This is a genomic window from Pseudomonas sp. R19M, assembly GCF_050312585.1.
Classification (GTDB): Bacteria; Pseudomonadota; Gammaproteobacteria; order Pseudomonadales; family Pseudomonadaceae; genus Aquipseudomonas; species Aquipseudomonas palleroniana.
On sequence record NZ_JBNPJV010000051.1, the window covers coordinates 1 to 25,320 of the forward strand.

Annotated in this window: 27 protein-coding genes and 1 pseudogene; 11 read left to right on the forward strand and 17 right to left on the reverse strand. The window is 60.4% G+C overall.

Features of this window, described 5'->3' with window-relative positions:
- Window positions 1-107: 107 nt before the first annotated feature.
- From ACQRBT_RS09890 to ACQRBT_RS09915, 6 genes are all read right to left on the reverse strand, one after another.
- Window positions 108-851: a hypothetical protein gene (locus ACQRBT_RS09890; RefSeq protein WP_060753674.1), complete on the reverse strand. Its 744-nt coding sequence runs from the start codon at window positions 849-851 to the stop codon at window positions 108-110.
- A gap of 57 nt (window positions 852-908) precedes the next feature.
- The gene (locus ACQRBT_RS09895; protein ID WP_060753673.1) at window positions 909-1,289 is read right to left on the reverse strand and encodes a RidA family protein; all 381 of its coding nucleotides are present in this window, start codon (window positions 1,287-1,289) and stop codon (window positions 909-911) included.
- A gap of 39 nt (window positions 1,290-1,328) precedes the next feature.
- A complete protein-coding gene (gene spoT, locus ACQRBT_RS09900) occupies window positions 1,329-3,434 on the reverse strand; it encodes a bifunctional GTP diphosphokinase/guanosine-3',5'-bis pyrophosphate 3'-pyrophosphohydrolase (protein ID WP_412046214.1) in 2,106 nt (701 codons plus the stop codon).
- Window positions 3,435-3,494: 60 nt separating this feature from the next.
- Window positions 3,495-3,758 (reverse strand): DNA-directed RNA polymerase subunit omega, encoded by a 264-nt coding sequence (rpoZ, locus tag ACQRBT_RS09905; RefSeq protein ID WP_060753671.1) that lies wholly within the window; start codon window positions 3,756-3,758, stop codon window positions 3,495-3,497.
- 167 nt (window positions 3,759-3,925) lie between these two features.
- Window positions 3,926-4,546, reverse strand: coding sequence for a guanylate kinase (gene gmk, locus ACQRBT_RS09910; RefSeq protein ID WP_060753670.1), 621 nt, complete (start codon window positions 4,544-4,546; stop codon window positions 3,926-3,928).
- Between the two features lie 10 nt (window positions 4,547-4,556).
- The gene (locus ACQRBT_RS09915) at window positions 4,557-5,420 is read right to left on the reverse strand and encodes a YicC/YloC family endoribonuclease (protein WP_090367966.1); all 864 of its coding nucleotides are present in this window, start codon (window positions 5,418-5,420) and stop codon (window positions 4,557-4,559) included.
- 186 nt (window positions 5,421-5,606) lie between these two features.
- Here ACQRBT_RS09915 and rph point away from each other — a divergent pair, with 186 nt between their 5' ends.
- Window positions 5,607-6,329 carry a ribonuclease PH gene (gene rph / locus ACQRBT_RS09920; RefSeq protein ID WP_060753668.1) on the forward strand — a complete coding sequence of 241 codons (723 nt, stop codon included), beginning with the start codon at window positions 5,607-5,609 and terminating at the stop codon, window positions 6,327-6,329.
- Window positions 6,330-6,351: 22 nt separating this feature from the next.
- A complete protein-coding gene (locus ACQRBT_RS09925) occupies window positions 6,352-6,723 on the forward strand; it encodes a DUF4870 domain-containing protein (protein WP_060753667.1) in 372 nt (123 codons plus the stop codon).
- 73 nt (window positions 6,724-6,796) lie between these two features.
- On the opposite strand, the gene ACQRBT_RS09930 is transcribed toward ACQRBT_RS09925, so the two are convergent.
- Window positions 6,797-7,576 (reverse strand): exodeoxyribonuclease III, encoded by a 780-nt coding sequence (locus ACQRBT_RS09930; RefSeq protein WP_003195493.1) that lies wholly within the window; start codon window positions 7,574-7,576, stop codon window positions 6,797-6,799.
- Between the two features lie 82 nt (window positions 7,577-7,658).
- On the opposite strand from ACQRBT_RS09930, the gene pyrE reads away from it, so the two are divergent.
- Window positions 7,659-8,306 (forward strand): orotate phosphoribosyltransferase, encoded by a 648-nt coding sequence (gene pyrE / locus ACQRBT_RS09935; protein ID WP_104995021.1) that lies wholly within the window; start codon window positions 7,659-7,661, stop codon window positions 8,304-8,306.
- Between the two features lie 60 nt (window positions 8,307-8,366).
- Here the strand turns inward: pyrE and argB are convergent, their stop codons facing one another.
- Together argB and ACQRBT_RS09945 are read right to left on the reverse strand one after the other, a co-directional pair.
- On the reverse strand, window positions 8,367-9,272 hold the full coding sequence (gene argB / locus ACQRBT_RS09940) for an acetylglutamate kinase (protein WP_060753665.1): 906 nt from the start codon (window positions 9,270-9,272) through the stop codon (window positions 8,367-8,369).
- Between the two features lie 19 nt (window positions 9,273-9,291).
- Window positions 9,292-10,695: pseudogene (locus tag ACQRBT_RS09945) on the reverse strand (phosphomannomutase/phosphoglucomutase); the annotation flags it as partial.
- A 35-nt stretch (window positions 10,696-10,730) separates the two neighbouring features.
- Between ACQRBT_RS09945 and ACQRBT_RS09950 the strand changes: the two are divergent.
- Window positions 10,731-10,952, forward strand: coding sequence for a hypothetical protein (locus ACQRBT_RS09950; protein WP_158683651.1), 222 nt, complete (start codon window positions 10,731-10,733; stop codon window positions 10,950-10,952).
- On the opposite strand, the gene dut is transcribed toward ACQRBT_RS09950, so the two are convergent.
- Window positions 10,953-11,408 (reverse strand): dUTP diphosphatase, encoded by a 456-nt coding sequence (gene dut, locus ACQRBT_RS09955; protein WP_016975923.1) that lies wholly within the window; start codon window positions 11,406-11,408, stop codon window positions 10,953-10,955.
- Window positions 11,409-11,413: 5 nt separating this feature from the next.
- The gene (coaBC, locus tag ACQRBT_RS09960; RefSeq protein ID WP_060753663.1) at window positions 11,414-12,622 is read right to left on the reverse strand and encodes a bifunctional phosphopantothenoylcysteine decarboxylase/phosphopantothenate--cysteine ligase CoaBC; all 1,209 of its coding nucleotides are present in this window, start codon (window positions 12,620-12,622) and stop codon (window positions 11,414-11,416) included.
- 157 nt (window positions 12,623-12,779) lie between these two features.
- On the opposite strand from coaBC, the gene radC reads away from it, so the two are divergent.
- Entirely contained in the window at window positions 12,780-13,454 is a 675-nt protein-coding gene (gene radC / locus ACQRBT_RS09965; RefSeq protein ID WP_090367974.1) for a RadC family protein, read from the forward strand.
- 28 nt (window positions 13,455-13,482) lie between these two features.
- On the opposite strand, the gene ACQRBT_RS09970 is transcribed toward radC, so the two are convergent.
- Window positions 13,483-15,075, reverse strand: coding sequence for an ABC transporter substrate-binding protein (locus ACQRBT_RS09970; RefSeq protein ID WP_412046213.1), 1,593 nt, complete (start codon window positions 15,073-15,075; stop codon window positions 13,483-13,485).
- Window positions 15,076-15,534: 459 nt separating this feature from the next.
- Between ACQRBT_RS09970 and rpmB the strand changes: the two genes are divergently transcribed.
- Window positions 15,535-15,768 carry a 50S ribosomal protein L28 gene (gene rpmB / locus ACQRBT_RS09975; RefSeq protein WP_010207494.1) on the forward strand — a complete coding sequence of 78 codons (234 nt, stop codon included), beginning with the start codon at window positions 15,535-15,537 and terminating at the stop codon, window positions 15,766-15,768.
- An 11-nt stretch (window positions 15,769-15,779) separates the two neighbouring features.
- Window positions 15,780-15,935, forward strand: coding sequence for a 50S ribosomal protein L33 (rpmG, locus tag ACQRBT_RS09980; protein ID WP_003176906.1), 156 nt, complete (start codon window positions 15,780-15,782; stop codon window positions 15,933-15,935).
- Between the two features lie 71 nt (window positions 15,936-16,006).
- Here rpmG and ACQRBT_RS09985 read toward each other — a convergent pair whose 3' ends face one another.
- Window positions 16,007-16,369, reverse strand: a complete 363-nt coding sequence (locus ACQRBT_RS09985) for a cupin domain-containing protein (RefSeq protein WP_412046212.1) — start codon at window positions 16,367-16,369, stop codon at window positions 16,007-16,009.
- A 230-nt stretch (window positions 16,370-16,599) separates the two neighbouring features.
- On the opposite strand from ACQRBT_RS09985, the gene ACQRBT_RS09990 reads away from it, so the two are divergent.
- Both ACQRBT_RS09990 and ACQRBT_RS09995 read left to right on the forward strand, forming a co-directional pair.
- Window positions 16,600-18,093, forward strand: coding sequence for an aldehyde dehydrogenase (locus tag ACQRBT_RS09990; RefSeq protein WP_205344320.1), 1,494 nt, complete (start codon window positions 16,600-16,602; stop codon window positions 18,091-18,093).
- A 150-nt stretch (window positions 18,094-18,243) separates the two neighbouring features.
- Complete coding sequence (locus ACQRBT_RS09995) at window positions 18,244-19,386, forward strand: MFS transporter (RefSeq protein ID WP_244384863.1); 1,143 nt, start codon at window positions 18,244-18,246, stop codon at window positions 19,384-19,386.
- A gap of 100 nt (window positions 19,387-19,486) precedes the next feature.
- On the opposite strand, the gene ACQRBT_RS10000 is transcribed toward ACQRBT_RS09995, so the two are convergent.
- On the reverse strand, window positions 19,487-21,055 hold the full coding sequence (locus ACQRBT_RS10000) for a phospholipase D family protein (RefSeq protein ID WP_412046211.1): 1,569 nt from the start codon (window positions 21,053-21,055) through the stop codon (window positions 19,487-19,489).
- A 62-nt stretch (window positions 21,056-21,117) separates the two neighbouring features.
- Window positions 21,118-22,542, reverse strand: a complete 1,425-nt coding sequence (locus ACQRBT_RS10005; RefSeq protein ID WP_060753657.1) for a PLP-dependent aminotransferase family protein — start codon at window positions 22,540-22,542, stop codon at window positions 21,118-21,120.
- A 166-nt stretch (window positions 22,543-22,708) separates the two neighbouring features.
- On the opposite strand from ACQRBT_RS10005, the gene ACQRBT_RS10010 reads away from it, so the two are divergent.
- Entirely contained in the window at window positions 22,709-22,933 is a 225-nt protein-coding gene (locus tag ACQRBT_RS10010; protein WP_412046210.1) for a DUF1127 domain-containing protein, read from the forward strand.
- A gap of 1 nt (window position 22,934) precedes the next feature.
- Here the strand turns inward: ACQRBT_RS10010 and ACQRBT_RS10015 are convergent, their stop codons facing one another.
- Window positions 22,935-24,227 (reverse strand): NAD(P)/FAD-dependent oxidoreductase, encoded by a 1,293-nt coding sequence (locus tag ACQRBT_RS10015; protein WP_060753655.1) that lies wholly within the window; start codon window positions 24,225-24,227, stop codon window positions 22,935-22,937.
- A 114-nt stretch (window positions 24,228-24,341) separates the two neighbouring features.
- Here ACQRBT_RS10015 and ACQRBT_RS10020 point away from each other — a divergent pair, with 114 nt between their 5' ends.
- Window positions 24,342-24,695 carry a YkgJ family cysteine cluster protein gene (locus tag ACQRBT_RS10020; RefSeq protein WP_198761007.1) on the forward strand — a complete coding sequence of 118 codons (354 nt, stop codon included), beginning with the start codon at window positions 24,342-24,344 and terminating at the stop codon, window positions 24,693-24,695.
- Window positions 24,696-24,825: 130 nt separating this feature from the next.
- Here ACQRBT_RS10020 and ACQRBT_RS10025 read toward each other — a convergent pair whose 3' ends face one another.
- The gene (locus ACQRBT_RS10025; RefSeq protein ID WP_003176896.1) at window positions 24,826-25,314 is read right to left on the reverse strand and encodes an Lrp/AsnC ligand binding domain-containing protein; all 489 of its coding nucleotides are present in this window, start codon (window positions 25,312-25,314) and stop codon (window positions 24,826-24,828) included.
- Between the last annotated feature and the right edge of the window lie 6 nt (window positions 25,315-25,320).

The following is a 25,320-nucleotide window of genomic DNA, read 5'->3' on the forward strand; positions in this document are numbered from 1 at the left end:
GCCCCAACAAAGACGCCGCAGTATTTCAGGAGGTCCGAGGTGCCTGGGTTTGGGGCGGCTGCGCCGCCCAGCGCGGGGCAAGCCCGCTCACTACAGAACTGCGTGCGTCATTGCTTTTCCAGTAGCCACTGACGCGGCCCCGGCGTAAACGAAGGTACTTCGTCTGCCTGAGCAGTGTTCACCGCCTGGAATATTTCCAGTTGCTTGCCCTTGCGGGCGAAGATCCACGGGTTGCCCTTGCCGTTCAGTTGCAGCCAGATGCTGTCGTAGCCGCCGCTCATGGAGGCGCAGTCGCCGGCCAGGCACAGCGAGTAGTGATCGACTCCAGGCAGACCGGCGACCTTGCCGTTGGCCTGGAACTGCACCGTGGAGCCGTCACCATTGCCGTCGGTGATCTTCCAGTCGCCGCCCATGTAAGCTGCATACAGTGCCCGCTCGAAGTTGGCACCCAGCGGTGCGCCTTCCGGGGCCGGGTCTTTGGCGCGGGCGAACAACTGTTCAGGCTCGTTGTCGTTGGCCACTTGCAGCAGTTGTTTGCCTTTGCGCTTGAGTTCGGTGGCTGCGCTGCCGTAGAAGTCGACGCTCCAGGCACCTGGTTTCTCGCCGATCAACTTGCCTTCGGCGACTTCAAAACCGTTGTAGTAGCGCGCCTGCAGCGCTTTGGTATTGACCTCCCATTCGAGGTTCGGCCCATTGCTCTGCAGTGCTTCACGCAAAGGGCCGCCCTTGGCTGCTGCGTCGATGGCGGCCTGGTTGATCCAGGTGCCACTCACATCCAGGTCTGCAGGGTTGCTGGCGCAGCCGCCCAGCAGCAGGGCGAGCAACGAAGAGGCTACAAGCGCTTTGCGCATTACGGAATCCTTTTAAAACAAAGTCGGCGCGGCCTGTGGAGGCTGCGCCGGGTGTTTTTACTCGATGACCAGAATCGCGTCCATCTCAACCTGCGCGCCCTTTGGCAGAGCGGCCACGCCAATCGCGGCGCGGGCTGGGTAGGGTTGTTCGAAGTACTTGCCCATGATCTCGTTGACCTTGGCGAAGTGGCTCAGGTCAGTCAGGAAGATGTTCAGTTTGACGATGTCCTTGAACGAACCACCAGCAGCTTCGGCGACGGACTTGAGGTTTTCGAAGACCTGTACGGTCTGTGCTTCGAAGCCTTCAACCAGTTCCATGGTCTTTGGGTCCAGCGGGATCTGGCCGGACATGTAGACGGTATTGCCTGCCTTGATCGCCTGGGAATAAGTACCGATGGCGGCCGGGGCCTTGTCGCTGTTGATAACAGTCTTGGTCATTTGTGACTCCTTGTAAGAGAAGATGACTTATTTGATGCGCTAAGCACGCATGCGGGTGATGCGGATCACCCCGGTCAGGGCGCGCAGTTTCTTGATCACGCGGGCCAGGTGCACGCGGTCGTGGACGCTGACCACCAACTGGACCACGCTGATGCGGCCGTCGCGTTCATCCATGCTGATTTTTTCGATATTGCCATCGGCCGCGTTGACGCTGCTGGCCAACAGGGCGATCAAGCCGCGCTGGTGTTCCAACTCCACTCGCAACTCGACGTTGAATTCGCCGGTGACATCCTTGGCCCACGAGAGCTGGATGCATTTTTCCGGGTTGTGGCGGATTTCGCTGATGTTGCGGCAGTTGTCCAGGTGCACCACCATGCCTTTGCCGGCGGACAGGTGGCCGACAATCGGGTCGCCCGGGATCGGCGTGCAGCACTTGGCGTAGCTGAGCACCAGGCCCTCGGTGCCGCGAATCGCCAGCGGGCCTTCGGGGCTTGGCAACTGCTCGCCTTCGCCCAGCAGGCGACGGGCGACCACGTAGGCCATGCGGTTCCCCAGGCCGATATCTTCCAGCAGGTCTTCGATGTTTTGCTGGTGATACTCGTTGAGTATCGCCTGCACACGCTCGTGCGGGATCTTGTCGAGGGCGCTGTCGAAACCGTTGAGCACCTTGTTCAGCAGGCGTTCGCCCAGGCTGATGGACTCGGAACGGCGTTGCAGTTTCAGGGCGTGGCGGATGTGCGTGCGTGCCTTGCCGGTGACGACGAAATTGAGCCACGCCGGGTTCGGGCGTGCGCCCGGGGCACTGACGATCTCGACCGTGGAACCGCTTTGCAGCGGCTCGGACAGCGGCGCGAGGCGACGATTGATCCGGCAGGCAATGCAGCTGTTACCCACGTCAGTATGCACGGCGTAGGCAAAGTCGACCGCCGTGGAGCCTTTGGGCAACTCCATGATGCGGCCTTTGGGCGTGAAGACGTAGACCTCGTCCGGGAACAGGTCGATCTTCACGCTTTCGATGAATTCCAGGGAGTTACCGGCACGTTGCTGCATTTCCAGCACGCCTTTTACCCATTGGCGGGCGCGGGCATGGGTGCCTTTGGGTTGCTCGTCGCCGCTGGACTTGTAGAGCCAGTGGGCAGCGATGCCATTGTTGGCCATTTCTTCCATTTCCCGAGTGCGGATCTGGATCTCGATCGGCACCCCGTGCATACCGAACAACGTGGTATGCAGCGATTGATAGCCGTTGGCCTTGGGAATGGCGATGTAGTCCTTGAAGCGACCCGGCAGCGGCTTGTACAAATTATGTACGGCGCCCAGCACGCGGTAGCAGGTGTCGACCTTGTCGACGATGATCCGAAACGCATAAACGTCCATGATCTCGTTGAAGGCCCGACGCTTGCCGCGCATCTTTTTATAGATGCCGTAGATGTGTTTCTGCCGGCCGCTGACTTCGCCTTCGATCTCGTCGATCGCCAGGCAATGGCTCAGGGACTCTTCGATCTTGTTGACGATTTCCTTGCGATTGCCACGGGCGCGCTTGACGGCCTGGTAGATGCGCGCCGAGCGCATCGGATGCATCGCTTTGAAGCCGAGGTCTTCGAATTCGATACGAATGGCATGCATGCCCAGCCGGTTGGCGATGGGCGCATAGATTTCCAGGGTTTCCTTGGCAATGCGCCGACGCTTTTCGCCGGACAGCACTTCCAGTGTGCGCATGTTGTGCAGCCGGTCGGCCAGCTTGACCAGGATCACCCGGATATCGCGGGCCATGGCCATGGCCATCTTCTGGAAGTTTTCCGCCTGGGCTTCGGCCTTGGTCTCGAAGTTCATCTGGGTCAGTTTGCTGACCCCGTCGACCAGTTCGGCCACGGTTTCGCCAAATTGCGCGCTCAGCGCTTCCTTGGCGATGCCGGTGTCTTCGATCACGTCATGCAGCATCGCGGCCATCAGGCTTTGATGGTCCATGTGCATGTCGGCAAGAATATTTGCCACCGCAAGAGGATGGGTGACATACGCCTCGCCACTGCGGCGGCGTTGGCCGTCGTGGGCTTGTTCGGCGTAGAAATACGCTCGGCGGACCAGGTTGACCTGGTCTGGGCCGAGGTAGGTCGATAAGCGATCGGCGAGGGCGTCTATGCTCGGCAAAGTGCGAACTCCTGCCGTTGGCTGTGACCCTGCGCCGTGCTACGTCGACCAGGCATAGGCTTAGACGGCCTCGTTGGACTCGTCCTCGAACGCTGCAAACAGCGGTTCGTCCTGAACGATTTCCTGCTCGGCGATGAACTCGTAGCTCATCAGGCCTTCAGCGATTTCACGCAGGGCTACAACGGTAGGCTTGTCGTTTTCCCACTGGACCAGAGGCTCTTTGCCACCGGTGGCCAATTGACGGGCACGCTTGGTAGAGAGCATGACCAGCTCAAAGCGGTTATCCACGTGTTCTAGGCAGTCTTCAACGGTTACGCGGGCCATGGTATTCCTCGGAGCGAATGCAAGATGCGCGCTGCCCGGTTGGGCGAGCGGACTAAACAGTTTAAAAAATCACCAGCGTTTAGGGAAGCGCTGATTTTCCGCAGGCCCTCGCAAAACCGCTACAGGCACCAATGTAAAGCCCTTGCGGCGGTTTTGGGAAGAGCCAATCAACCAAGCAGTTCGGCGAGCAATTTGCCGAAACGCTGCTGTTGGCGCTTTTGCTGCAGCTGATTGGTGCGGAAAATGGCCTTCAGATCATCCAGTGCGTGGGCAAAGTCGTCATTGATGATCAGGTAATCGTAATCGACGTAGTGGCTCATTTCACTGACGGCTTCGCGCATGCGACCTTCGATGATCTCGTTGCTGTCCTGGCCGCGATTGGTCAGACGCTGGTGCAAGGCTTCCAGGGACGGCGGCAGGATAAAGATCGAGCGCGCCTGGGGCATCAGCTTGCGTACCTGTTCGGCGCCCTGCCAGTCGATTTCCAGGATCAGGTCGTGGCCTTCGTCCAGGGTCTGCTGCAAGTGGCTCTGCGAGGTGCCGTAGAGGTTGCCGAAGACTTCGGCACGCTCCAGGAAGTCGCCGTGCTCGATCATCTTGACGAACTCGGTGCGCTCGACGAAATGGTAGTGCTCGCCGTTGACCTCGCCCGGGCGCATGGCGCGGGTGGTGTGGGAAACCGAGATGCGGATGTGCTCGTCAGCGTCGGTCAGGGCCTTGACCAAGCTGCTCTTGCCCGCGCCCGAAGGGGCGGAAATGATGTAAAGGGTGCCGGTGCTGTGGGTCATGGAAGTTGCCTTACTCAATATTCTGTACTTGTTCGCGCATCTGCTCGATCAACACTTTGAGGTTGACCGCCGCTTGTGTGCTGCGTGGGTCAAACGCCTTGGAACCCAGTGTATTGGCTTCGCGGTTGAGTTCCTGCATCAGGAAGTCCAGACGCCGACCGGCGGCACCGGCGGACTTGAGTACGCGGCGCACTTCGAGGATGTGGGTGCTGAGGCGGTCGAGTTCTTCCGCGACGTCGCTCTTCTGGGCCAGCAGGACCATTTCCTGCTCCAGGCGTGTCGGGTCCAGGTCAGCCTTCATGTCGGCAAAGCGATCGAGGACCTTCTGGCGCTGGGTGGCGAGCATTTGCGGCACCAGTTCGCGCAGGATGACCACGTCTTCTTCGATTGACGTCAGGCGTTCGTTGATCAGGCGGGCCAGTTCGGCGCCTTCGCGCTCGCGGCCGGCCTTGAGCTCCTTCAAGCCCTGATTGAACAGGGCCAGGGCTTCGGCGTTGAGCGCTTGCGGGTCGGTAGCGTCGGCCACCAGTACGCCGGGCCAGGCCAGCACTTCCAGTGGGTTAAGCGCGGCGGGCTGTTGGATCAGGCCGGCGATGGTTTCTGCCGCAGCGACCAGTTGCGCGGCGCGGTCGCGATCGACCTGCAAGGGCTTGCCGGTGGTTTCTTCGGTAAAGCGCAGGGTGCATTCCAGCTTGCCGCGCGAGATACCTTGGCGCAGCGCTTCACGCACGGCGCCTTCGAGGTCACGGAAAGACTCCGGCAGGCGCAGGTGCGGCTCCAGGTAACGGCTGTTGACCGAGCGCAGTTCCCAGCTCAGGGTGCCTTGGGCGCCGGCTTTTTCGACGCGGGCGAAGGCGGTCATGCTGTGCACCATGGAGGTACCTCGCGTTGCAGCCCAGCAAATACGGGCTGATGGTTAGGAAGGCGCAGGATTGTAGCGTAGTGGGGCGGGCACGCCCAAACCCGAGCATTCGTAACCGAATTTTTTAGCAGTGCCCCGAATCGGCTCGCGGCTCTATAATGCTCGGCAGTTTTTCGTCCTCAGTACAGGTGTCTCCCTATGAAACGTCCAAGTGGTCGCGCTGCCGATCAGCTCCGCTCGATCCGCATCACCCGCAACTACACCAAACACGCCGAGGGATCTGTACTGGTCGAGTTTGGCGATACCAAAGTCATCTGTACGGTCAGCGTCGAAAATGGCGTACCACGCTTCCTCAAGGGCCAGGGCCAGGGCTGGTTGACCGCCGAATACGGCATGTTGCCGCGTGCGACCGGCGAGCGGAACCAGCGTGAAGCCAGCCGTGGCAAGCAAGGTGGCCGTACCCTGGAAATCCAGCGCCTGATTGGTCGTTCCCTGCGCGCCGCGCTGGATATGTCCAAGCTGGGAGACGTGACCCTGTATGTCGACTGCGACGTGATCCAGGCTGACGGCGGCACCCGCACGGCGTCTATCACCGGCGCCATGGTGGCCCTGGTCGACGCGTTGAAAGTGATCAAGAAACGTGGCGGCCTGAAGGGCGGTGACCCGCTCAAGCAAATGATCGCCGCCGTCTCGGTGGGTATGTACCAGGGCGAGCCTGTGCTGGACCTGGACTATCTGGAAGACTCGGCTGCCGAGACCGACCTGAACGTGGTGATGACCAGCACCGGTGGTTTCATCGAAGTGCAGGGCACCGCTGAGGGCGCACCGTTCCAGCCGGCTGAGCTGAATGCCATGCTGGCCTTGGCCCAGAAGGGCATGACCGAAATCTTCGCACTGCAGACCGCCGCACTGGCTGACTGAACCCGCCTCAAGGAGAAGCGCCATGAATGACAACAGCCAAATGCCTGTCCCTACGCCTTCCTACGAAGTGCGCCAGGGCGCGATGTTGTGCCATCTCGCGGCGTTCCTGGGGTTTGTGTTCCCCTTCGGCAGCGTCGTGGGGCCGCTGATCCTGTGGCAGATGAAGAAGGAAGTGGACCCGTTCATTGATGACCAGGGCAAGGAAGCCTTGAATTTCCAGATCACCGTGGCCATTGCCTGGATCGCTTGCATCGTGCTGGCCTTTGCGGTGATTGGCTTTTTCCTGATGTTCGCCCTGGCGATCGCCACGGTGGTGCTGACCATCATTGGCAGTATCAAGGCCAACAAGGGGATCGCCTACCGCTATCCCTTGACCTGGCGTGTGATCAAGTAACGCGCGCCCAGCTGACCGGCAGGTACAAAAAAACCGACAGCGATGTCGGTTTTTTTGTGCCTGGAAAAAGACCTCAGATGGTCAGTGTCCAGTCGTAGTCCACGATCAGCGGCGCGTGCTGCGAGAAGCGTGGCTGGCGTGGCAGGCGTGCGCTGCGTACAAACCGGCGCAGACCAGGGGTCAGCAACTGGTAGTCGAAACGCCAGCCCAGGTTGAGCATCTCAGCCTGTTCGTTATCCGGCCACCAGCTGTACTGGTCACCTTCGCGGCTGACTTCGCGCAGGGCATCGACATAACCCATGTTGCCGACAATCTCGTCCATCCAGGCCCGTTCCGGCGCCAGGAAACCCGGGGATTGCTGGCTGTCGCGCCAGTTCTTGATATCCAGCTTCTGTTGCGCCACGTACAGCGAGCCACAATAAATGTACTCGCGACGTTTGCGCCGCTGTTTATCCAGATAACGGGCGAAATCGTCCATTAGCTTGAACTTCTGGTTCAAGTCTTCATCGCCGTTCTGCCCCGAAGGGAGCAGCAAGGTCGCGATGCTGACCTTGTCGAAATCGGCTTGCAGGTAGCGCCCGTAGCGGTCGGCTGTCTCGAAGCCGAGGCCGCTGATGACCGCCTTGGGTTGCAACCGCGAGTACAAAGCCACGCCACCTTGGGTGGGCACTTCGGCATCGCAGGCATAAAGGAAGTAGCCATCCAGTTGGAAGGCTGGGTCGTCCAGTTCAAAGGCGGAGGCGCGGGTGTCCTGCAGGCAGATGACGTCGGCATTCTGTGCTTGCAGCCAACTGAGCAAACCACGCTCGACTGCAGCCTGAATACCATTAACGTTCACACTGATGATCCGCATAAATGGCCCCAAAAATCGCGTGCGTGTATGATACACGCCGTCTACCTAATTAGCTAAATCCGTGGTATCTGAGGCTTTTTTCATGCAGGCGTATCAACGCGATTTCATTCGTTTTGCCATCGATCGCGGCGTTTTGCGCTTCGGTGAGTTCACTCTCAAGTCCGGGCGCACCAGCCCGTACTTCTTCAATGCGGGCTTGTTCAACTCGGGTTCGGCCCTGGCCCAGCTGGGTCGTTTCTACGCGGCGGCCATCGTTGAAAGCGGTATTTCGTTCGACGTGCTGTTCGGTCCAGCCTACAAGGGTATCCCCCTGGCGGCGGCTACTGCTGTGGCCCTGGCTGAACATCATGGCCAGGACCTGCCATGGTGCTTCAACCGCAAAGAGGCCAAGGCCCACGGCGAAGGCGGTAGCCTGGTCGGGGCACCGCTCAAGGGCGAAGTGCTGATCATCGACGACGTGATCACCGCCGGTACTGCGATCCGCGAAGTGATGCAGATCATTGCGTCCCAGGAAGGCGCCAAGGCTGCCGGCGTACTGATCGCGCTGAACCGTCAGGAGCGTGGCAATGGTGAATTGTCGGCCATCCAGGAAGTCGAGCGCGATTTCGGCATTCCCGTAGTGAGCATCGTATCGCTGAACCAGGTGTTGCAGTTCCTGGAAGATGATCCGCAGCTCAAGCAGCACCTGCCGGCGGTGAAGGCGTACCGCGAGCAGTTCGGCGTCCAGTAAGCGCCGCACAACAAAAAGCCCCACCTCCTACAGGAGGTGGGGCTTTTTAGTGCCTATTGATCAAGGACGCTTGCGGTTACTGATCAACGTACCCATGCCGGTATCCGTGAAGATTTCCAGCAGTACCGCGTTCGGTACACGCCCATCAATGATCAACGAGCTGCCGACGCCGCCTTGCACCGCTTCCAGCGCGCAACGGATCTTTGGCAGCATGCCGCCATAGATGGTGCCGTCGGCGATCAGGTCGTCCACTTGCTGGGTGGTCAGGCCGGTGAGGACCTTGCCTTGCTTGTCCATCAGGCCGGCAATGTTGGTCAGCAGCATGAGCTTTTCAGCTTTCAGCGCTTCAGCCACCTTGCCCGCCACAAGGTCGGCGTTGATGTTGTAGGACTCACCGTTGGCACCTACGCCGATGGGTGCGATTACCGGAATGAAATCACCCTTGACCAGCAGGTTCAGCAGGTCGGTATTCACGCCAACCACTTCGCCCACCTGGCCGATATCGATGATTTCCGGCTGGGTCATTTCCGGCGTCTGACGGGTCACCGTCAGTTTTTTCGCACGGATCAGTTCGGCGTCCTTACCGGTCAGGCCGATGGCGCTGCCGCCATGGCGGTTGATCAGGTTGACAATGTCTTTGTTTACCTGGCCGCCGAGGACCATCTCCACCACGTCCATAGTCTGTGCGTCAGTCACACGCATACCATCGATGAAGTGACTCTCGATCGACAAGCGCTTGAGCAGGTCGCCGATTTGCGGGCCGCCACCGTGAACCACCACCGGGTTGATGCCCACCGCCTTCATCATCACGATATCGCGGGCAAAGCCGGTCTTGAGCTCATCGCTTTCCATGGCATTGCCGCCGTACTTGATCACCAGCGTCTTGCCGACGTAGCGTCGGATATAAGGCAACGCTTCGGACAGGACCTTGGCGGTGTTGGCGGCGGCTTCGCGTTCGAGGGTCATTCAGGGCTCCGGTAAAAAATCAGAACGGTAATTGGAGATCAGGGGCAACACGTTTCAACTGGGCGTGGAACACGTCCTTGATGCGCTGCAACTCAGCCTCGGTATCCGCCTCGAAACGCAGCACCAGCACCGGTGTGGTGTTGGATGCGCGAACCAGGCCCCAGCCTTTGGCGTAATCGACTCGCACACCATCAATGATGGTCAGGTTGGCGCCTTCACCCCATTGTGCATCGTGCAGTGCATCAATGATGCTGAATTTGCTCTCCTCGGTCACATGGATATTGATCTCTGGAGTAGAAATATCATTCGGGAAGGTCTGAAACAGTTCTTCGGCGGAGGATTTTTCCTTGCTGAGGATCTCCAGCAGGCGGGCGGCGCTGTAAATACCGTCGTCAAACCCGAACCAACGCTCCTTGAAGAACACGTGGCCGCTCATTTCGCCGGCCAATAACGCACCGGTTTCCTTCATTTTCTTTTTGATCAACGAGTGACCGGTCTTCCACATTAGCGGGCGACCGCCGTACTCCTTGATCAGCGGAGTGAGGCGGCGGGTGCATTTCACGTCGAAGATGATCTCGGCGTTGGGATTGCGGGCCACCACATCACGGGCGAAAAGCATCAACAGGCGATCCGGGAACACGATCTCACCGGTTTCAGTCACCACGCCCACGCGGTCGCCGTCGCCGTCGAAGGCCAGCCCCACATCGGCGCCCACTTCCTTGACCTTGGCGATCAGGTCCACCAGGTTTTCAGGCTTGCCTGGGTCCGGGTGGTGGTTGGGGAAGTTGCCGTCGACTTCGCAGAACAGCGGGATGACTTCACAGTTCAGGGCTTCGAGCAGTTGCGGCGCAATTACGCCGGCCGCGCCGTTGCCACAGTCCACCACCACTTTCAGGCGGCGTGCGAGTTTGACGTCGCGGGTGATTTCGTCAGAGTAGCGCTGCAGGATGTCGACTTTGGTGATGCTGCCCTTGCCGCTGGTCAGGTCGTTGGTTTTCAGGCGGTTGTGCAGGGCCTGGATCTGTTCATTGGCCAGGGTGTCGCCCGCGATGACGATCTTGAAGCCGTTGTAGTCCGACGGATTATGACTGCCGGTGAGCATCACCCCGGACTTGCCTGCCAGCACATTGGCTGCGTAGTACAGCGCCGGCGTCGGCACCAGGCCGACGTCGCTCACATGGCAGCCGCTATCGGCCAGGCCCTGGATCAGTTGTTCCACCAACTCGGGGCCGGACAGGCGACCGTCACGGCCGACCGAAACGTTGGGCTCATTCTGCGCCAGGCTTTGGGAGCCGATGGCGCGGCCAATCCAGTAAGCGGTTTCAGCGGTCAGGGTCTTGGGCACCACGCCACGGATGTCGTAGGCGCGGAAGATGCTGTCGGGGAAGGTCGGGGCTACTCGGGCTGCGGTACTCATCGCGGGGGGAACTCCATCTGAAGGGGGCAAAGCTGGCCTTAATGTGGCTGACCGGCAGGCTCAAACTGAAGGGTAAGACGACGTTTTCGGCAGAGAGTTCGTGGTGCAAAAATGCCATCGGCGTGCTGGCTTTGCTATGGCAGTCGCGTAATCCATTGATTTCTTTAGGGAAATATCGCTGGTTAAATCCGCGCATTCTTCATCCTGAAAAGCCGTGCGGTGGTATCAGGCCGGACAGCAGCATCCGGCTTGATTCAGCTTAGTCAGTGGCTGCCGGAATGCCCAAAACCACCTGCGCCGCGCTGGGTTTCGTCGAACTCCTGTACCAGTTCGAAGTGCGCCTGTACCACCGGTACCAATACCAACTGGGCGATGCGTTCGCCGACGGCAATGTTGAAGGCCGTCTGGCCACGGTTCCAGCAGGACACCATCAGTTCGCCCTGATAGTCAGAGTCGATCAGGCCCACGAGGTTGCCCAGCACAATCCCGTGTTTGTGGCCCAGGCCGGAGCGCGGCAGGATCAATGCCGCCAGGCCTGGGTCACCCACATAGATCGATAGCCCAGTGGGGATCAGGATCGTCTGGCCTGGTTCGAGGACCGTGTCCTCTTTGAGCATGGCGCGCAGGTCCAGCCCGGCGGAGCCCGGTGTGGCGTAGGCCGGCAGTGGGAATTCGTTGCCGATGCGTGGGTCGAGGATCTTGGCTTGCAAAGCGTGCATGGAAATTAAACCTGGTTCAGCCGTTGGGCGATAAAGGAGATCAGTTGGCGGGCAATCTTGCCCTTGCTGGTCTGGGCGAAAAGGGTGGCGTGCAGTTCGCGGTCGATCACGCTGCAGGCATTTTCCTCGCTGTTGAAGCCGATGCTCGGGTTGGCGACATCATTGGCAACGATCAGGTCGAGGTTTTTGTCTTTCAATTTACGTGCGGCATAGTCCAGCAGATGCTCGGTCTCGGCTGCAAAGCCGACGCTGAAGGGGCGATCCGGGCGCGTTGCGATGCTGGCAAGAATGTCCGGGTTGCGCACCATTTGCAGGAGCAGGCCGTCACCGTTTGTAGGGTCTTTCTTGAGCTTTTGCGGGGCTACGACTTCCGGGCGGTAATCCGCTACCGCTGCCGAGGCGATAAACAGGTCGCACGGAATGGCTGCTTCGCAAGCCGCCAGCATGTCGCGGGCGCTCACTACGTCGATTCGCGTGACGCGATCAGGGGTCGGCAAATGAACCGGGCCGGTGATCAGGGTGACGCGTGCGCCTGCCTCAACCGCGGCCTCTGCCAAGGCAAAGCCCATTTTTCCTGAGCTATGGTTGGTAATGTAGCGCACCGGGTCGATGTTTTCCTGAGTGGGGCCGGCAGTAATCAATACGTGCTTGCCGGTCAGGGCCAGGTGCTGGAAGCACTCTGCGGCACACAGTGCCAGGTCCGTGGCTTCGAGCATGCGGCCCATGCCGACGTCGCCGCAGGCCTGGCTGCCGGATGCCGGGCCGAATACCTTGAGGCCACGGCTTTGCAGGAGCTGAGTGTTGGCCTGGGTGGCCGGGTCGCGCCACATGGCCTGGTTCATGGCCGGTGCAATGGCAACGGTGGCGTCGGTAGCCAGTACCAGCGTGGTCAGCAGGTCATCGGCGATGCCTTGGGCCAGGCGGGCGATCAGGTCGGCGGTGGCCGGGGCGATCAGTACCAGGTCGGCCCATTTGGCCAGTTCGATATGGCCCATGGCGGCTTCTGCCGCCGGGTCGAGCAAGTCCAGGTGAACCGGGTGGCCGGACAGGGCCTGCATGGTCAGCGGGGTGATGAACTCACTGCCGCCGCGGGTCATGACCACCCGTACTTCGGCGCCTTGGTCCAGGAGCCTGCGAACCAGCTCTGCGCTCTTATAGGCGGCAATGCCGCCGCCGACGCCGAGAACGATGCGTTTCCGATACAGACGCTGCATTGGTTTGCCTTTCCAGTTCAGTGTTGCCAGTTCAGTGACGCCTGCGATGCCCCCTCCCCAGGTGAAATCGCACGCAAAAAAGAGGGCCTACGATAACACAGCGTCCGCCAGGCAACAGCGACGCACATGCCATGGGGCGTATGGAGAGGGAGGCGGTATGAGTATTCGTGATTGGCCCGTGGCGGAACGTCCGCGGGAGAAACTTCTGGAGTGGGGTGCGGCAAGCCTGTCCGATGCCGAGTTGCTGGCAATTTTCCTGCGCACTGGGGTTTCCGGCAGAAGCGCGGTCGACCTGGCGCGACATCTGTTGGTGCAATTTGGTGGGCTTCGTCAGCTTCTGGAGGCCAGCCAGGCACTGTTCAGCCAGCATTTGGGGCTGGGGCCGGCGAAGTTCGCGCAGTTGCAGGCGGTATTGGAAATGTCCCGGCGTCACCTGGCCGAACGGCTGCGCACAGACTCCGTACTGGAAAGCCCGGTGGCCGTGCGCGAATACCTCAAGGCATTGTTGCGCCATGAATCCCACGAAACCTTCGGCTGCCTGTTTCTCGACTCGAAACACCGGGTTCTGGGGTTTGAGGTGTTGTCCCAAGGCACCATCGATGCGGCGATAGTCTACCCCCGGCAAGTGGTCAAGCGTGCGCTGTCGTATAACGCAGCAGCCTTGATCCTGTGCCACAACCACCCCTCTGGAAGTCTTGAGCCGAGCGCAGCTGATCGGAAATTGACCAAGTTGCTGCAAAAGACGCTGGAGTTGGTGGATGTACGGGTGCTGGATCACATCATCGTGGGGGATGGAGACCCGTTATCGATGGCGGAATATGGGTGGATGTAAGCCCGCCCCGGTGGGACGGGCCTGGTTTTCAGGGCTTGACGCTGACCTTGGAAAAATCCTGGCGTCCAAACGGGCTCACCTGATACCCCTCGACATGCTTGCGTGTGAGGGCAAACGCCGTCGGATGCGCCAACGGCAGCCACAGCGCCTGTTGCTGGATCTGCGCCTGGGCCTGTTGATACAGCTTGCTGCGCACGCCTTGCTCGCTGGTGGTCTTGCCGGCGCTGATCAGTTTGTCCAGCGTCGGGTCGCAGTAGCGGGCGAAATTCGTCCCGGATTTCACCGCGGCGCACGAGAATTGCGGGGTCAGGAAGTTATCCGGGTCGCCGTTGTCGCCAGCCCAGCCCATGAATAGCAGGTCATGCTCGCCCGCCTTGGCACGGCGAATCAGCTCACCCCACTCGATCACCCGGATCTCGGCCTGAATGCCTACCTTGGCCAGGTCCGCTTGCAGCAGCTGCGCGCCGAGGTTCGGGTTGGGGTTCAGCAGGCTGCCCGTGGGGCGCGTCCAAATGGTGGTCTTGAAGCCGTCCTTGAGCCCGGCACGCTCCAGAAGCGTCTTGGCCTTGGCGAGGTCCTGCGGGTAACCCGGCAAGTCCTTGGCGTAGCTCCAGGTGTTGGGCGGGTAGGGTCCATTGGCGGCTTCGGCGGTCCCTTCGAACACGGCCTTGAGGTAACTGCCCTTATCGAAGGCGAGGTTGATTGCCTGACGCACTTCCTGCTTGTCCAGAGGTGGGTGCTGGCTATTGATGGCCACGAAGGCCGTCATGAAGGCGGCCGTTTTTTCCACCTTGAGCGCTGGGTCCTTTTCGGCTTCGCCGACGTCCAATGGCTTGGGCGAAAGAGCGATCTGGCATTCGTCGCGATGCAGTTTCTGCAAGCGCACATTGGCATCCGGGGTGATGGCGAAGATCAGGTTGTCCACAGCCGGTTTGCCGGCGAAGTAGTCCGGGTTGGCCTTGTAGCGAACCACGGCATCTTTTTGAAAACGCACAAACACGAACGGGCCAGTCCCTATCGGTTGGCTGTTGAGTTTGTCCGGTGTGCCGGCCTTGAGCAGTTTATCGGCATATTCCGCTGAATAGATCGATGCGAATCCCATGCTCAACGCCGCGAGGAAAGTGGAGTCGGCGTGATCGAGGGTGAAACGCACGGTGAGCGGGTCAAGGGCGTCGATTTTTTTGACCAGTGTGGGCAGTTGCAGCGACTGCGCATGGGGGAAGCCGCTTTGGGCGATCTGGTGCCATGGGTTGGCTGGGTCGAGCATGCGCTCGAAGCTGAAACGCACGTCTTCGGCGGTCAGGGTGCGGCTTGGGGTGAAATATTCAGTGCGATGAAACTTCACATTCGGGTGCAGCTTGAAGGTATACGTCAGGCCGTCCGGGGACACTTCCCAGCTGTCTGCCAGGCTGGGTACCAGCTTGCCGCTGGCTACGTCGTAATCCACCAGGCGATTCATCAGTACGTCGGCCGAGGCGTTGGTGGTGGTCAGCGAGTTGTATTGCACCACATCGAACCCTTCGGGGCTGGCTTCGGTGCAAACACTCAAGCTGGTGGCGGCAACGGCCAGCGGCGCGATAAATAGAGGGGCTAGCAGTAGCGGTAGGGCTGCGAGGCGCATATTCGGTTTCCTGTGCAGATCGAAGGCCCATCTGCGAGTGCAGTCTGGAAAAAAGCCTACCGTAGTGGTCTGCCGGATAAATGACTAGCCCATTTTTGCCTGTGCTTTTGCCTCAAATGCTGTTTTGATGGCGGCCTGGTGCATTTCGCTGTGCGCTTCATCCGCGCGCGCAGGCTGTGCAAATCATTCCGTGCGACGAGCGGTCGGCTGTTCAGCGGGCCCTGCTGGCAATGGTTCAGGCGTCCGAAGCCGAGATTTAAGTCGGTAAAAACGCACGGGCTGTTGTTGCACCGGGGTCTTTCTGGTATAAAGCAGCGCTCTTTTCTAGGGGCCCGGTTCCTTCGCTTGTAGGTGTAGCCGGTAAGACCCTAAAGAAACGCGGCGCCTGGCGCCAAATGACTGAGAGATTAAGCGGCCAACCCATGCCGGGTTGGGCATGTGGTTTTAGAGGGCTGAGGCATGTCGAGAGTCTGTCAAGTTACCGGTAAGGGTCCGGTGACTGGGAATAACATTTCCCACGCAAATAACAAAACCCGTCGTCGTTTCCTGCCGAACCTGCAGCATCACCGCTTCTGGGTTGAAGAAGAGAAACGTTTCGTCCGTCTGCGCGTATCTGCCAAAGGCATGCGCATCATCGACAAGCGTGGCATCACTGTCGTGCTGGCTGAATTGCGCCGCGCTGGCACAATCTAAGGAGCTATATCATGCGTGAATTGATTCGAATGATCTCTAGCGCCGGTACTGGTCACTTCTACACTACCGACAAGAACAAGCGTACTACCCCGGACAAGCTCGAAAAGAAAATGTTCGACCCGCGCGTTCGCAAGCACGTGATCTACAAAGAAGGCAAAATCAAGTAATTGGTTGCCTTTATTGTGAAAAAAAGCCCGTATCTCACGATCCGGGCTTTTTTTTGCCTGAAATTTGCGGTTCAGGCTTTCTGTTCGAACACCACGTAGATCTTGCGGCACGCCTCCAGCACTTCCCAGGTGCCGCTGAAGCCTGCGGGGATCACGAAGCGGTCGCCGGCGCGTAAGGTTTTGGCATTGCCGTCGACATCCCGCAATACAGAAACACCCTGCACAATCTCGCAGTACTCGTGTTCGGTGTAATTGACCTTCCAGTGCCCGACCTCGCCTTCCCACACTCCGGCGCTCATCTGTCCGCACGGACTGTTGTAGTGGTTGTAGAGCGTTTGTTTGGGATCACCCTTGAGGATTTTTTCGGCGGCAGGGCGGTAGCGCTCGGGGGCGGTGTTAGCTTGGCTGAAGTCGACGATGTCCTGGATGCTCATGTGCGTGTCCCGTCTGGCCTGGGGTTGGAGAGACCAAAGTCTATGTTTATTAAAATGAACATCGCAAGGGCGTTTGCCGGGGTTGTGTCAAATATATTGAAACATCCCCAGCCGCTGGTTTAGGGTGGCAGCTGCCTTGAGCCGAACAGCAGGCTGGCCGGGCAAGAATTCTTTGAGGCTGCCGTGGGACATCACCCGGGCCTTGTATTCAATAAGAGGAGGACACTCGAATGACCACCCTGACCCGTGCCGACTGGGAACAACGCGCCAAGGAGCTGAAGATCGAAGGCCGCGCCTACATCAATGGCGAGTACACCGCCGCTGCTTCCGGCGAGACTTTCGAATGCATCAGCCCGGTCGATGGCCGCGTATTGGCCACCATTGCCAGCTGCGACGCCGCTGACGCCCAGCGTGCCGTGGAAAACGCCCGTGCCACGTTCAATTCCGGTGTCTGGTCGCGCCTGGCGCCGGCCAAGCGCAAGTCCGCCATGCTGCGTTTCGCCGCGTTGCTCAAGGCCAACGCCGAAGAGCTGGCACTGCTTGAAACCCTGGACATGGGTAAGCCGATCAGCGATTCCTTGAATATCGACGTACCCGGCGCGGCGGGTGCCCTGAGCTGGAGCGGCGAAGCGATCGACAAGATCTATGACGAAGTGGCTGCCACCCCTCACGATCAGCTGGGTCTGGTGACCCGCGAGCCGGTGGGCGTCGTAGGCGCCATTGTGCCGTGGAACTTCCCCTTGATGATGGCCTGCTGGAAGCTCGGCCCGGCCCTGTCCACCGGTAACTCGGTGATCCTGAAGCCGTCCGAAAAATCGCCACTGACGGCCATACGCATCGCGGCCCTGGCCGTTGAGGCCGGAATTCCAAAAGGTGTGTTTAACGTGCTGCCGGGTTACGGCCACACCGTGGGTAACGCACTGGCGCTGGACATGGACGTCGACACGCTGGTGTTCACCGGCTCCACCAAGATCGCCAAGCAGCTGTTGATCCGCTCCGGCGAGTCGAACATGAAGCGCGTGTGGCTGGAAGCGGGCGGCAAGAGCCCGAACATCGTGTTTGCCGATGCGCCGGACCTGCAGGCCGCTGCCGAATCCGCTGCCAGCGCGATCGCCTTCAACCAGGGCGAAGTCTGCACCGCAGGTTCGCGCCTGCTCGTCGAACGTTCCATCAAGGACACCTTCCTGCCGCTGGTGATCGAGGCCCTCAAAGGCTGGAAGCCGGGCAACCCACTGGACCCGGCGACCAACGTCGGCGCGCTGGTGGACACCCAACAGATGAACAACGTGCTGTCCTACATCGAGGCTGGTCATGCCGACGGCGCCAAGCTGGTGGTCGGTGGCAAGCGTACGCTGGAAGAAACCGGCGGCACTTATGTCGAGCCGACCATCTTCGACGGTGTGACCAATGCCATGAAGATCGCGCAGGAAGAGATCTTTGGCCCGGTTCTGTCGGTGATCACCTTCGACAGTGCCGAGGAAGCGGTCAAGATTGCCAACGATACCGTCTATGGCCTGGCCGCAGCCGTATGGACAGCTGATATCTCCAAGGCGCACCTGACTGCCAAGGCCTTGCGCGCCGGTAGCGTGTGGGTGAACCAGTACGACGGTGGCGACATGACTGCACCGTTTGGTGGTTTCAAGCAGTCGGGCAACGGTCGCGACAAATCGCTGCATGCGTTCGACAAGTACACCGAGCTTAAGGCCACCTGGATCAAGCTCTAAGCAACACCGCAGGTCTAATGTGGGAGGGGGCTGGCCCCCGATAGCGGTGTATCAGTCACCCCATGCAGTGACTGGCACTCTGCTATCGGGAGCAAGCCCCCTCCCACTTTCATTTTGTGTGTTTTGATAATTCCCCACAGGAGCGTGGACATGCGTTGGGCGACTTATTTCGCCGTGCTGGCTTCGGTGCTGAGTGTCGGCCTGGCCTTGGGCGTCAGCATGCCGCTGGTATCGCTGCGCCTGGAGGGCTGGGGCTACGGCAGCTTCGCCATTGGGGTGATGGCCGCGATGCCGGCCTTTGGCGTGCTGCTCGGCGCCAAGGTTTCCAGCCGCATGGCTTCCTGGTTGGGCACCGCCAACCTGATGCGCTTGTGCCTGTGGGCCGGGGCGGTCTCCATAGGGTTGCTGGCGATCCTGCCGAGTTACCCGGTTTGGCTGGTGCTGCGACTGATGATCGGGGTGATCCTGACCATCGTATTCATCCTCGGTGAAAGCTGGATCAACCAGTTGGTGGTGGAGCAATGGCGTGGCCGCCTGGTGGCGCTGTATGGCTGCAGCTATGCCTTGAGCCAACTCTCGGGGCCGCTGCTGCTGGGCCTGCTGGGCACCGATCAGGATTATGGCTTTTGGGTTGGCGTGGGTCTGTTGATGGTTGCACCGCTGCTGCTGTTGGGGCGGTCCGGCGCACCCACTGCCGAATCTTTCAGCGTGACTTTCGGCGACCTGTGGCGCTTCTGTCGCAGCTTGCCGGCGATTGCGTGGGCGGTGGCGTTATTTGCGGCGTTCGAAGCGATGATTCTGACGCTGCTGCCGGTGTATTGCCTGCAGCAAGGCTTCACTGCCGAGATCGCCCTGGCGATGGTCAGCACCGTGGTGGTCGGTGATGCTCTGTTGCAATTGCCGATCGGCGCCTTGGCCGACTACCTGCCGCGGCGTACGTTGTTCTTGAGTTGTGCGGTGCTGTTGCTGGCCTCAAGCCTGGCGATTCCGGTGCTGATGCACACTTTGCTGATCTGGCCGGTATGGGTGATCTTCGGCGCCAGTGCCGGCGGGTTGTTCACGCTGTCGTTGATCCTGATCGGCGAGCGCTACCGCGATGACGCGCTGGTACGCGCCAATGCCCATGTGGCGCAGCTATGGGGCATCGGTTGCCTGATCGGTCCGTTGGTGGCTGGCGCGGGCGGTCAGTGGATCAGCGGGCATGCATTGCCATTGCTGATGGCCGCCGGCGCGTTGGGCCTGGTGCTGTTGTTACTGCGCCAGGGCGCATTTGGCGTGGCGCAACCGGCCTGAATTCGATCAACTGTGGGAGGGGGCTTGCTCCCGATAGCGGTCCCCCAGTGACCCATGCACTGACTGATCCACCGTTATCGGGAGCAAGCCCCCTCCCACCCTAAAGCATGCGCTCCAGCCCAACACTCGTAGCGAACCAGGCATTGAACCGCCGCCACCAGTTGCCTGGTTCGCGAGTCAGCGTGTGCATCTGGCCGTTGTCCTCGGTGACCCACACCAGCTGGCCGTCCTGCAATTTCGCCTGGTAGCTCAAGGCCGGTGACATACCTTCCAGCGCCAGGTTGCGCACGTGTTCCGCCAGCTCGGGACTGTCCACCAGCACGCCGACTTCGGTGTTCCACAGCACCGAGCGTGGGTCGAAGTTGAACGAACCGATAAACGATTTTTCCCGGTCGAAGATCATGGCTTTGCTGTGCAGGCTGGAGTCCGAGCCGTGAAAAGCTCCCCGGCGAAACAGGTGCGCGCCACTGCCGCTGCCGCCTGCGCCCGGCTGACGGCGCAACTCGTAGAGTTTCACTCCATGTTCGAGCAGCGCCTTGCGATAAGGTGCGTAGCCGCCATGGACCGCCGGTACATCGGTGGCTTCCAGGGAATTGGTGAGCAGGCTCACCGACACGCCGGCATCGGCGCGGCCGGTCAGGTAAACCAGCCCGGGCTGCCCCGGCACAAAATACGCCGAGATCATCATCAGTTCATGGCTGACGCTGTTCAGCTCCGGCGCCAGTTGGGTGGTGAGCAGCAAGCGCGGGTCCGGGTCGGCTTTGGCCAGCACCTTGCTCGGCGCGTCCCACAGCGCCTGGTTCCAGGCCCAGATCAGCTCGCGTCGCCAGATGTCCATGCGCGGTTGGGTCTGGTAAGTACGCAGCCGGTTATACAGGACGTGATGCTGCTGACGGTATTCGGCCAGCGAGTCTTGCAGGCGTAAGCGGGCTGCGGTCAGGTCGTCTTTGGACGGGCTGCTTGAGACAAAGTCGTCGATGGGCTTGCTCAGTGCGCTGTTCCAGTACTGATCAAAGCTATGCCCGAGCTGCTCAGCCACCGGCCCCACGCTGAGCATGTCGATATCGGTGAAGTTCAGGTTCGGCTCGGCGTCAAAGTACTCATCGCCCAGGTTGCGTCCGCCGACGATGGCCACGCTGTTATCCGCCAGCCACAGTTTGTTGTGCATGCGCCGGTGTTGCAGCGACAGGTTGAACAAGCGCCCCATGGCCCGCGTCACGCCGATGCTGCGTCCGAGGTGCAGTGGGTTGAACAGGCGAATCTGGATCTGCGGGTGGGTGGCGAGGGTGGCGATGACCTGGTCGAGACCGTCGCTGGTGGTGTCATCCAGCAAAATGCGGATACGTACGCCACGATCCGCCGCCTTGAGCAGTTCGTCCACCAGCATGCGCGTGCTGAGGCCGTCGTGGACGATGTAGTACTGCAGGTCGAGGCTGCTCTGGGCATTGCGGATCAGTTCGGCGCGCGCCATGAACGCTTCGCTGCTGTTGGGGAGCAGGCGAAAGCCGGAGCGGCCCTGGTAGGGCGCGGCCTGGGCCTGGATCGAGCGGCCGAACGACGATTGCGCGGCGGGCAGCGCGTCGCTGGGAATGCGCGGGGCGTCCACCGTGGCGCAGCCACTCAGGGCTAGGGCGCCCAGCAGGAAAAAAGGTAAAAGCCGTCGAGTCATCAAAGGCGCTGCATTCCGATCAGGGCGGTTGTGGGCATATGACGGTTAATTTTGAGGAAAGGTCAGTCTTCGGCCTCGGCCAGTAACTTGATCGCGGCTGCGCCGATCTTGCGTACCGCTTCTTCGATCTGCGGGGTTGGCTTGGCAGAGTAATTCATGCGCAGGCAGTTCCGGTATTTGCCCGATGCGGAAAAGATACTGCCCACAGCCACCTGTACCCCTTGTTCCATCAGCACGCGATTGAGCTTGAGGGTGTCGAAACCTTCCGGCAGTTCGACCCACAGCATGAAGCTGCCCTGGGGTCGGCTGGCGCGGGTGCCGGCCGGGAAGTAGCGGCTGACCCAGTCGAGGATCAGGTCGCGATTGCGCTGGTATTGGGTGCGCATCCGCCGCAAATGCGGTTCGAAATGACCGTTCTTGAGGAATTCGGCAATGGCAATCTGCGGCTGCGTCGCCGTGGAGCCGGTGCTGATGTATTTCATGTGCAGCACCCGCTCCAGATACCGGCCCGGAGCCACCCAGCCGATACGCAGGCCCGGTGCCAGGGTTTTCGAAAAGGAGCTGCAGAGCAAGACACGGCCATCTTCGTCGAAGGACTTGATGGTGCGCGGGCGCGGGTAGCTGTAGGCCAGGTCGCCATATACGTCGTCTTCGATGATCGCAACATCAAAGCGTTGGGCCAGCGTCAGCAGCGCACGTTTGCGGGCCTCGGGCATGATGTAGCCCAGCGGATTATTGCAGTTGGGGGTCAGTTGGATGACCTTGATGGGCCACTGCTCCAGTGCCAGCTCCAGGGCTTCCAGGCTGATGCCGGTGATGGGGTCGGTGGGGATTTCCAGGGCTTTCATGCCCAGGCCCTTGAGGGTTTGCATGGCGCCGTGGAAGCTCGGCGAGTCCACCGCAACGATGTCGCCCGGCTCGCAGATGGCATGAATGCTGGCCGACAGTGCCTCATGGCAACCGGTGGTGATAACGATATCTTCGGCGGTGAGTTGGCAGCCGGAATCCAGCGACAGCCGGGCAATCTGTTCACGTAACTCCATACAGCCGAGGATGTTGTCGTAATACAGCCCAGGCAGATCCTGGCGACGACTCACGCGGGCCAGGCTGCGCAGCAAAGGCTTGATGGTGGGTGACAATACATCCGGCATACCGCGGCCCATCTGTATGACATCTTTGCGTGGCACCGCGCGAATCAGTTCCAGGACCTGGTCCCACTGGGAAATCTCGACCGGCCGTTGGGCCGGGCGACCCACCTCGGGGAGGGCCGGCAGCTCGCGGCCGACGGGCACGAAGTAGCCGGACTTGGGCTTGGGCATTGCCAGGCCATTGTCTTCCAGCACGCGATACGCCTGTTGCACGGTACTCAGGCTGACCCCGTGTTCCACACTCAGCGCCCGCACGGAGGGCAGGCGATCACCGGGGCGATAGAAGCCTTGCTCGATGCGCGTGCCCAGTAGTTCGGCAAGGTTGACGTAAAGGGTCATGATGGCCGCTCCTGAGGGACCAGTACAGATGCAAGGAAAATACAGGATTCAAGGGACTAAAGGCAGTATCTGTATGGATTTAATAAAACTGAGTTGAATCTGTAATGGTTTCATCCGCTCGGTGATCCTAGTCACTCATGGCAACAGGCAAATGAGGGGCGGCAAAATGAGAGGCATGAGCGATGTGCGGTTGGTGTTACACGGTCAGGAACTGGAAGCGGGGCACGCACGCACGCTGTCGATGTCGACCCGCTGCCGCTGGAATCTGTTCTGGCACCGTCGTCACACGCGCAAGGCTCTGCTGGCGCTTACCCCGGAGCAATTGCGCGATGTGGGGCTGACCGCTGAGCAGGCCCGTGAGGAAGGTTTGAAACCCTTCTGGCGCGGCTGAATCAGACCCACTCCCTGAAACGGTGCCAGAGCATTCCCAATGCCAACAGCGGCGAGCGCAAATGCTTGCCGCCGGGGAAAGTGATGTGCGGCACTCGGGCGAACAGGTCGAAGCGGCCCTGTTGCTGGCCGCTGATGGCTTCGGCCAGCAGTTTGCCGGCCAGGTGCGTGGCATTGAGGCCGTGGCCTGCATAGGCTTGGGCGTAATACACATTGGGTTGCTCCGCCAACCGGCCGATCTGCGGCAGCCGGTTGGCGCCGATGCCGATCATGCCGCCCCACTGGTAATCGATCTTTGCGTCAGCCAATTGTGGGAACACCTTGAGCATCTTCGGTCGCATATAGGCAGCGATGTCCTGGGGATCCCGGCCGGAGTAATGGCAGGCACCGCCGAACAGCAGGCGGCGGTCGGCGGACAGGCGGAAGTAATCCACCGTCACCCGCTGGTCACACACCGCCATGTTCTGCGGCAGCAGGTTGGCGGCCTGGGCCTCGCTCAACGGCTCGGTAGCGATGATGTAGCTGCCGGCGGGCAGCACTTTGCCGCTCAACTGCGGGTTCAGGCCATTGAGATAAGCGTTGCAGGCCAGCACCAGCGTCTTGGCGCGTACGTTGCCTTGAGCCGTGTGTACGTTGACCTCAGGGCCATAGTCGATGCGTGTGACGGCTGATTGTTCGAACAGCTTCACCCCCAATTGCTGCGCAACGGCGGCCTCGCCGAGGGCCAGGTTCAGCGGGTGCAGGTGGCCGGAGCCCATGTCGATCATGCCGCCGGCATAACGCTCGGAGCCGATCACACTGCTCATTTCGCTGGCTTGCAGCAGGCGCACTTCATGCCGGTAGCCGAGGCTGCGCAGTTCTTCGGCGTCTTCTGCCAGGCCCTGCAGGTGCTGAGGTTTGTTCGCCAGGTCGCAATAGCCCCATGTCAGGTCACAGGGGATCTGATAGCGCTCGATGCGCTCGCGCACAATTTGCACCGCCTCCAGGCCCATCAACTTCATCTGGCGCACGCCGTCGGTGCCGATAACGTTGGCGAACTGGTCCAGGCCGTGGCCGACGCCCCGAATCAACTGGCCGCCGTTACGCCCGCTGGCGCCCCAACCGATCTTGCGGGCTTCCAGCAGCACCACGCTGAAGCCGCGCTCGGCCAGTTCCAGCGCGGTATTGAGCCCGGAATAACCACCGCCGATCACGCACACATCCGCACGCATTTCGCCGGCCAGCGCCGGGTAGTCGGGTTGCAGAACGCTGCTGGCAGCGTAGTAAGACGTGGTGTGCCGGGCGCTGGCAGTCATGGGCGCATCCCTGTTTGGAAAATTTGACGCAGGATACAGCGGTCGGATGAAGCTGTCTGCGCAGGGCGTTTTGCGTCAGAATTCATGCCTATTCGCCGTTCGGTAACTGTGTTGATGAGTTGCAACAGTCAGAAAATCAGCGCGCTGCGCCGACAGATTCCCTCGTTCGAGTGCGTTCCCGGTTGCCACGACTGCTGTGGGCCAGTGACCACGTCACCTGAAGAAATGTCGCGCCTGCCACGCAAGACTGCCGCCGAACAGGAGGCGGCCATGGACGAGCTGAACTGCGTGCACCTGGGCCCCAACGGTTGCACGGTGTATGACGAACGCCCGTTGATCTGTCGGTTGTTCGGTACCACCAAGACCTTGCCGTGCCCCAATGGGCGGCGCCCGGTGGAGCTGATTCACCCACGGGTGGAGAAGCAGATCCACGACTACATGGCGAGTACGCGGCAGGTGCTGGTCTAACGGATATAGGCAGTCAAAAAATGTGGGAGGGGGCGTGCTCCCGATTGCAGTGTGTCAGGCAGCAGAAGTGCTGAGTGATCCACCGCTATCGGGGGCAAGCCCCCTCCCACAGTTGATCCGGGTGGGCCAGTCAATCCGGGATCGGCAGGTTCAGGCTCTCTTTGACTTCTTCCATCACGATATAACTCTTGGACTCCCGCACGTGGGGCAGCTTGAGCAGGATATCGCCAAGCAATTTGCGGTAGGAGGCCATCTCCGAAATCCGCGCTTTCACCAGGTAGTCAAAGTCCCCCGACACCAGGTGGCACTCCAGCACATGGGGCAGTTTCAGTACGGCGCGGCGGAATTCTTCAAAGGTGTCGCCGGACTTGTAATCGAGGCTGATCTCGACAAATACCAGCAAGCTACCCTTCAAGTGCTGCGGGTTCAGCCGCGCGTTGTAGCCCATGATGATCCCTTCGCGCTCCAGCCGACGCACGCGCTCGGTGCATGGCGTGGTCGACAGCCCCACCTTTTCGCCAAGCTCCGTGAATGAAATGCGTCCGTCGGTTTGCAGGATGCGCAGGATATTGCGGTCGATCTTATCCAGCTCCCGCTTGGTCTGAGTGTTGGTACGCATAGGGGA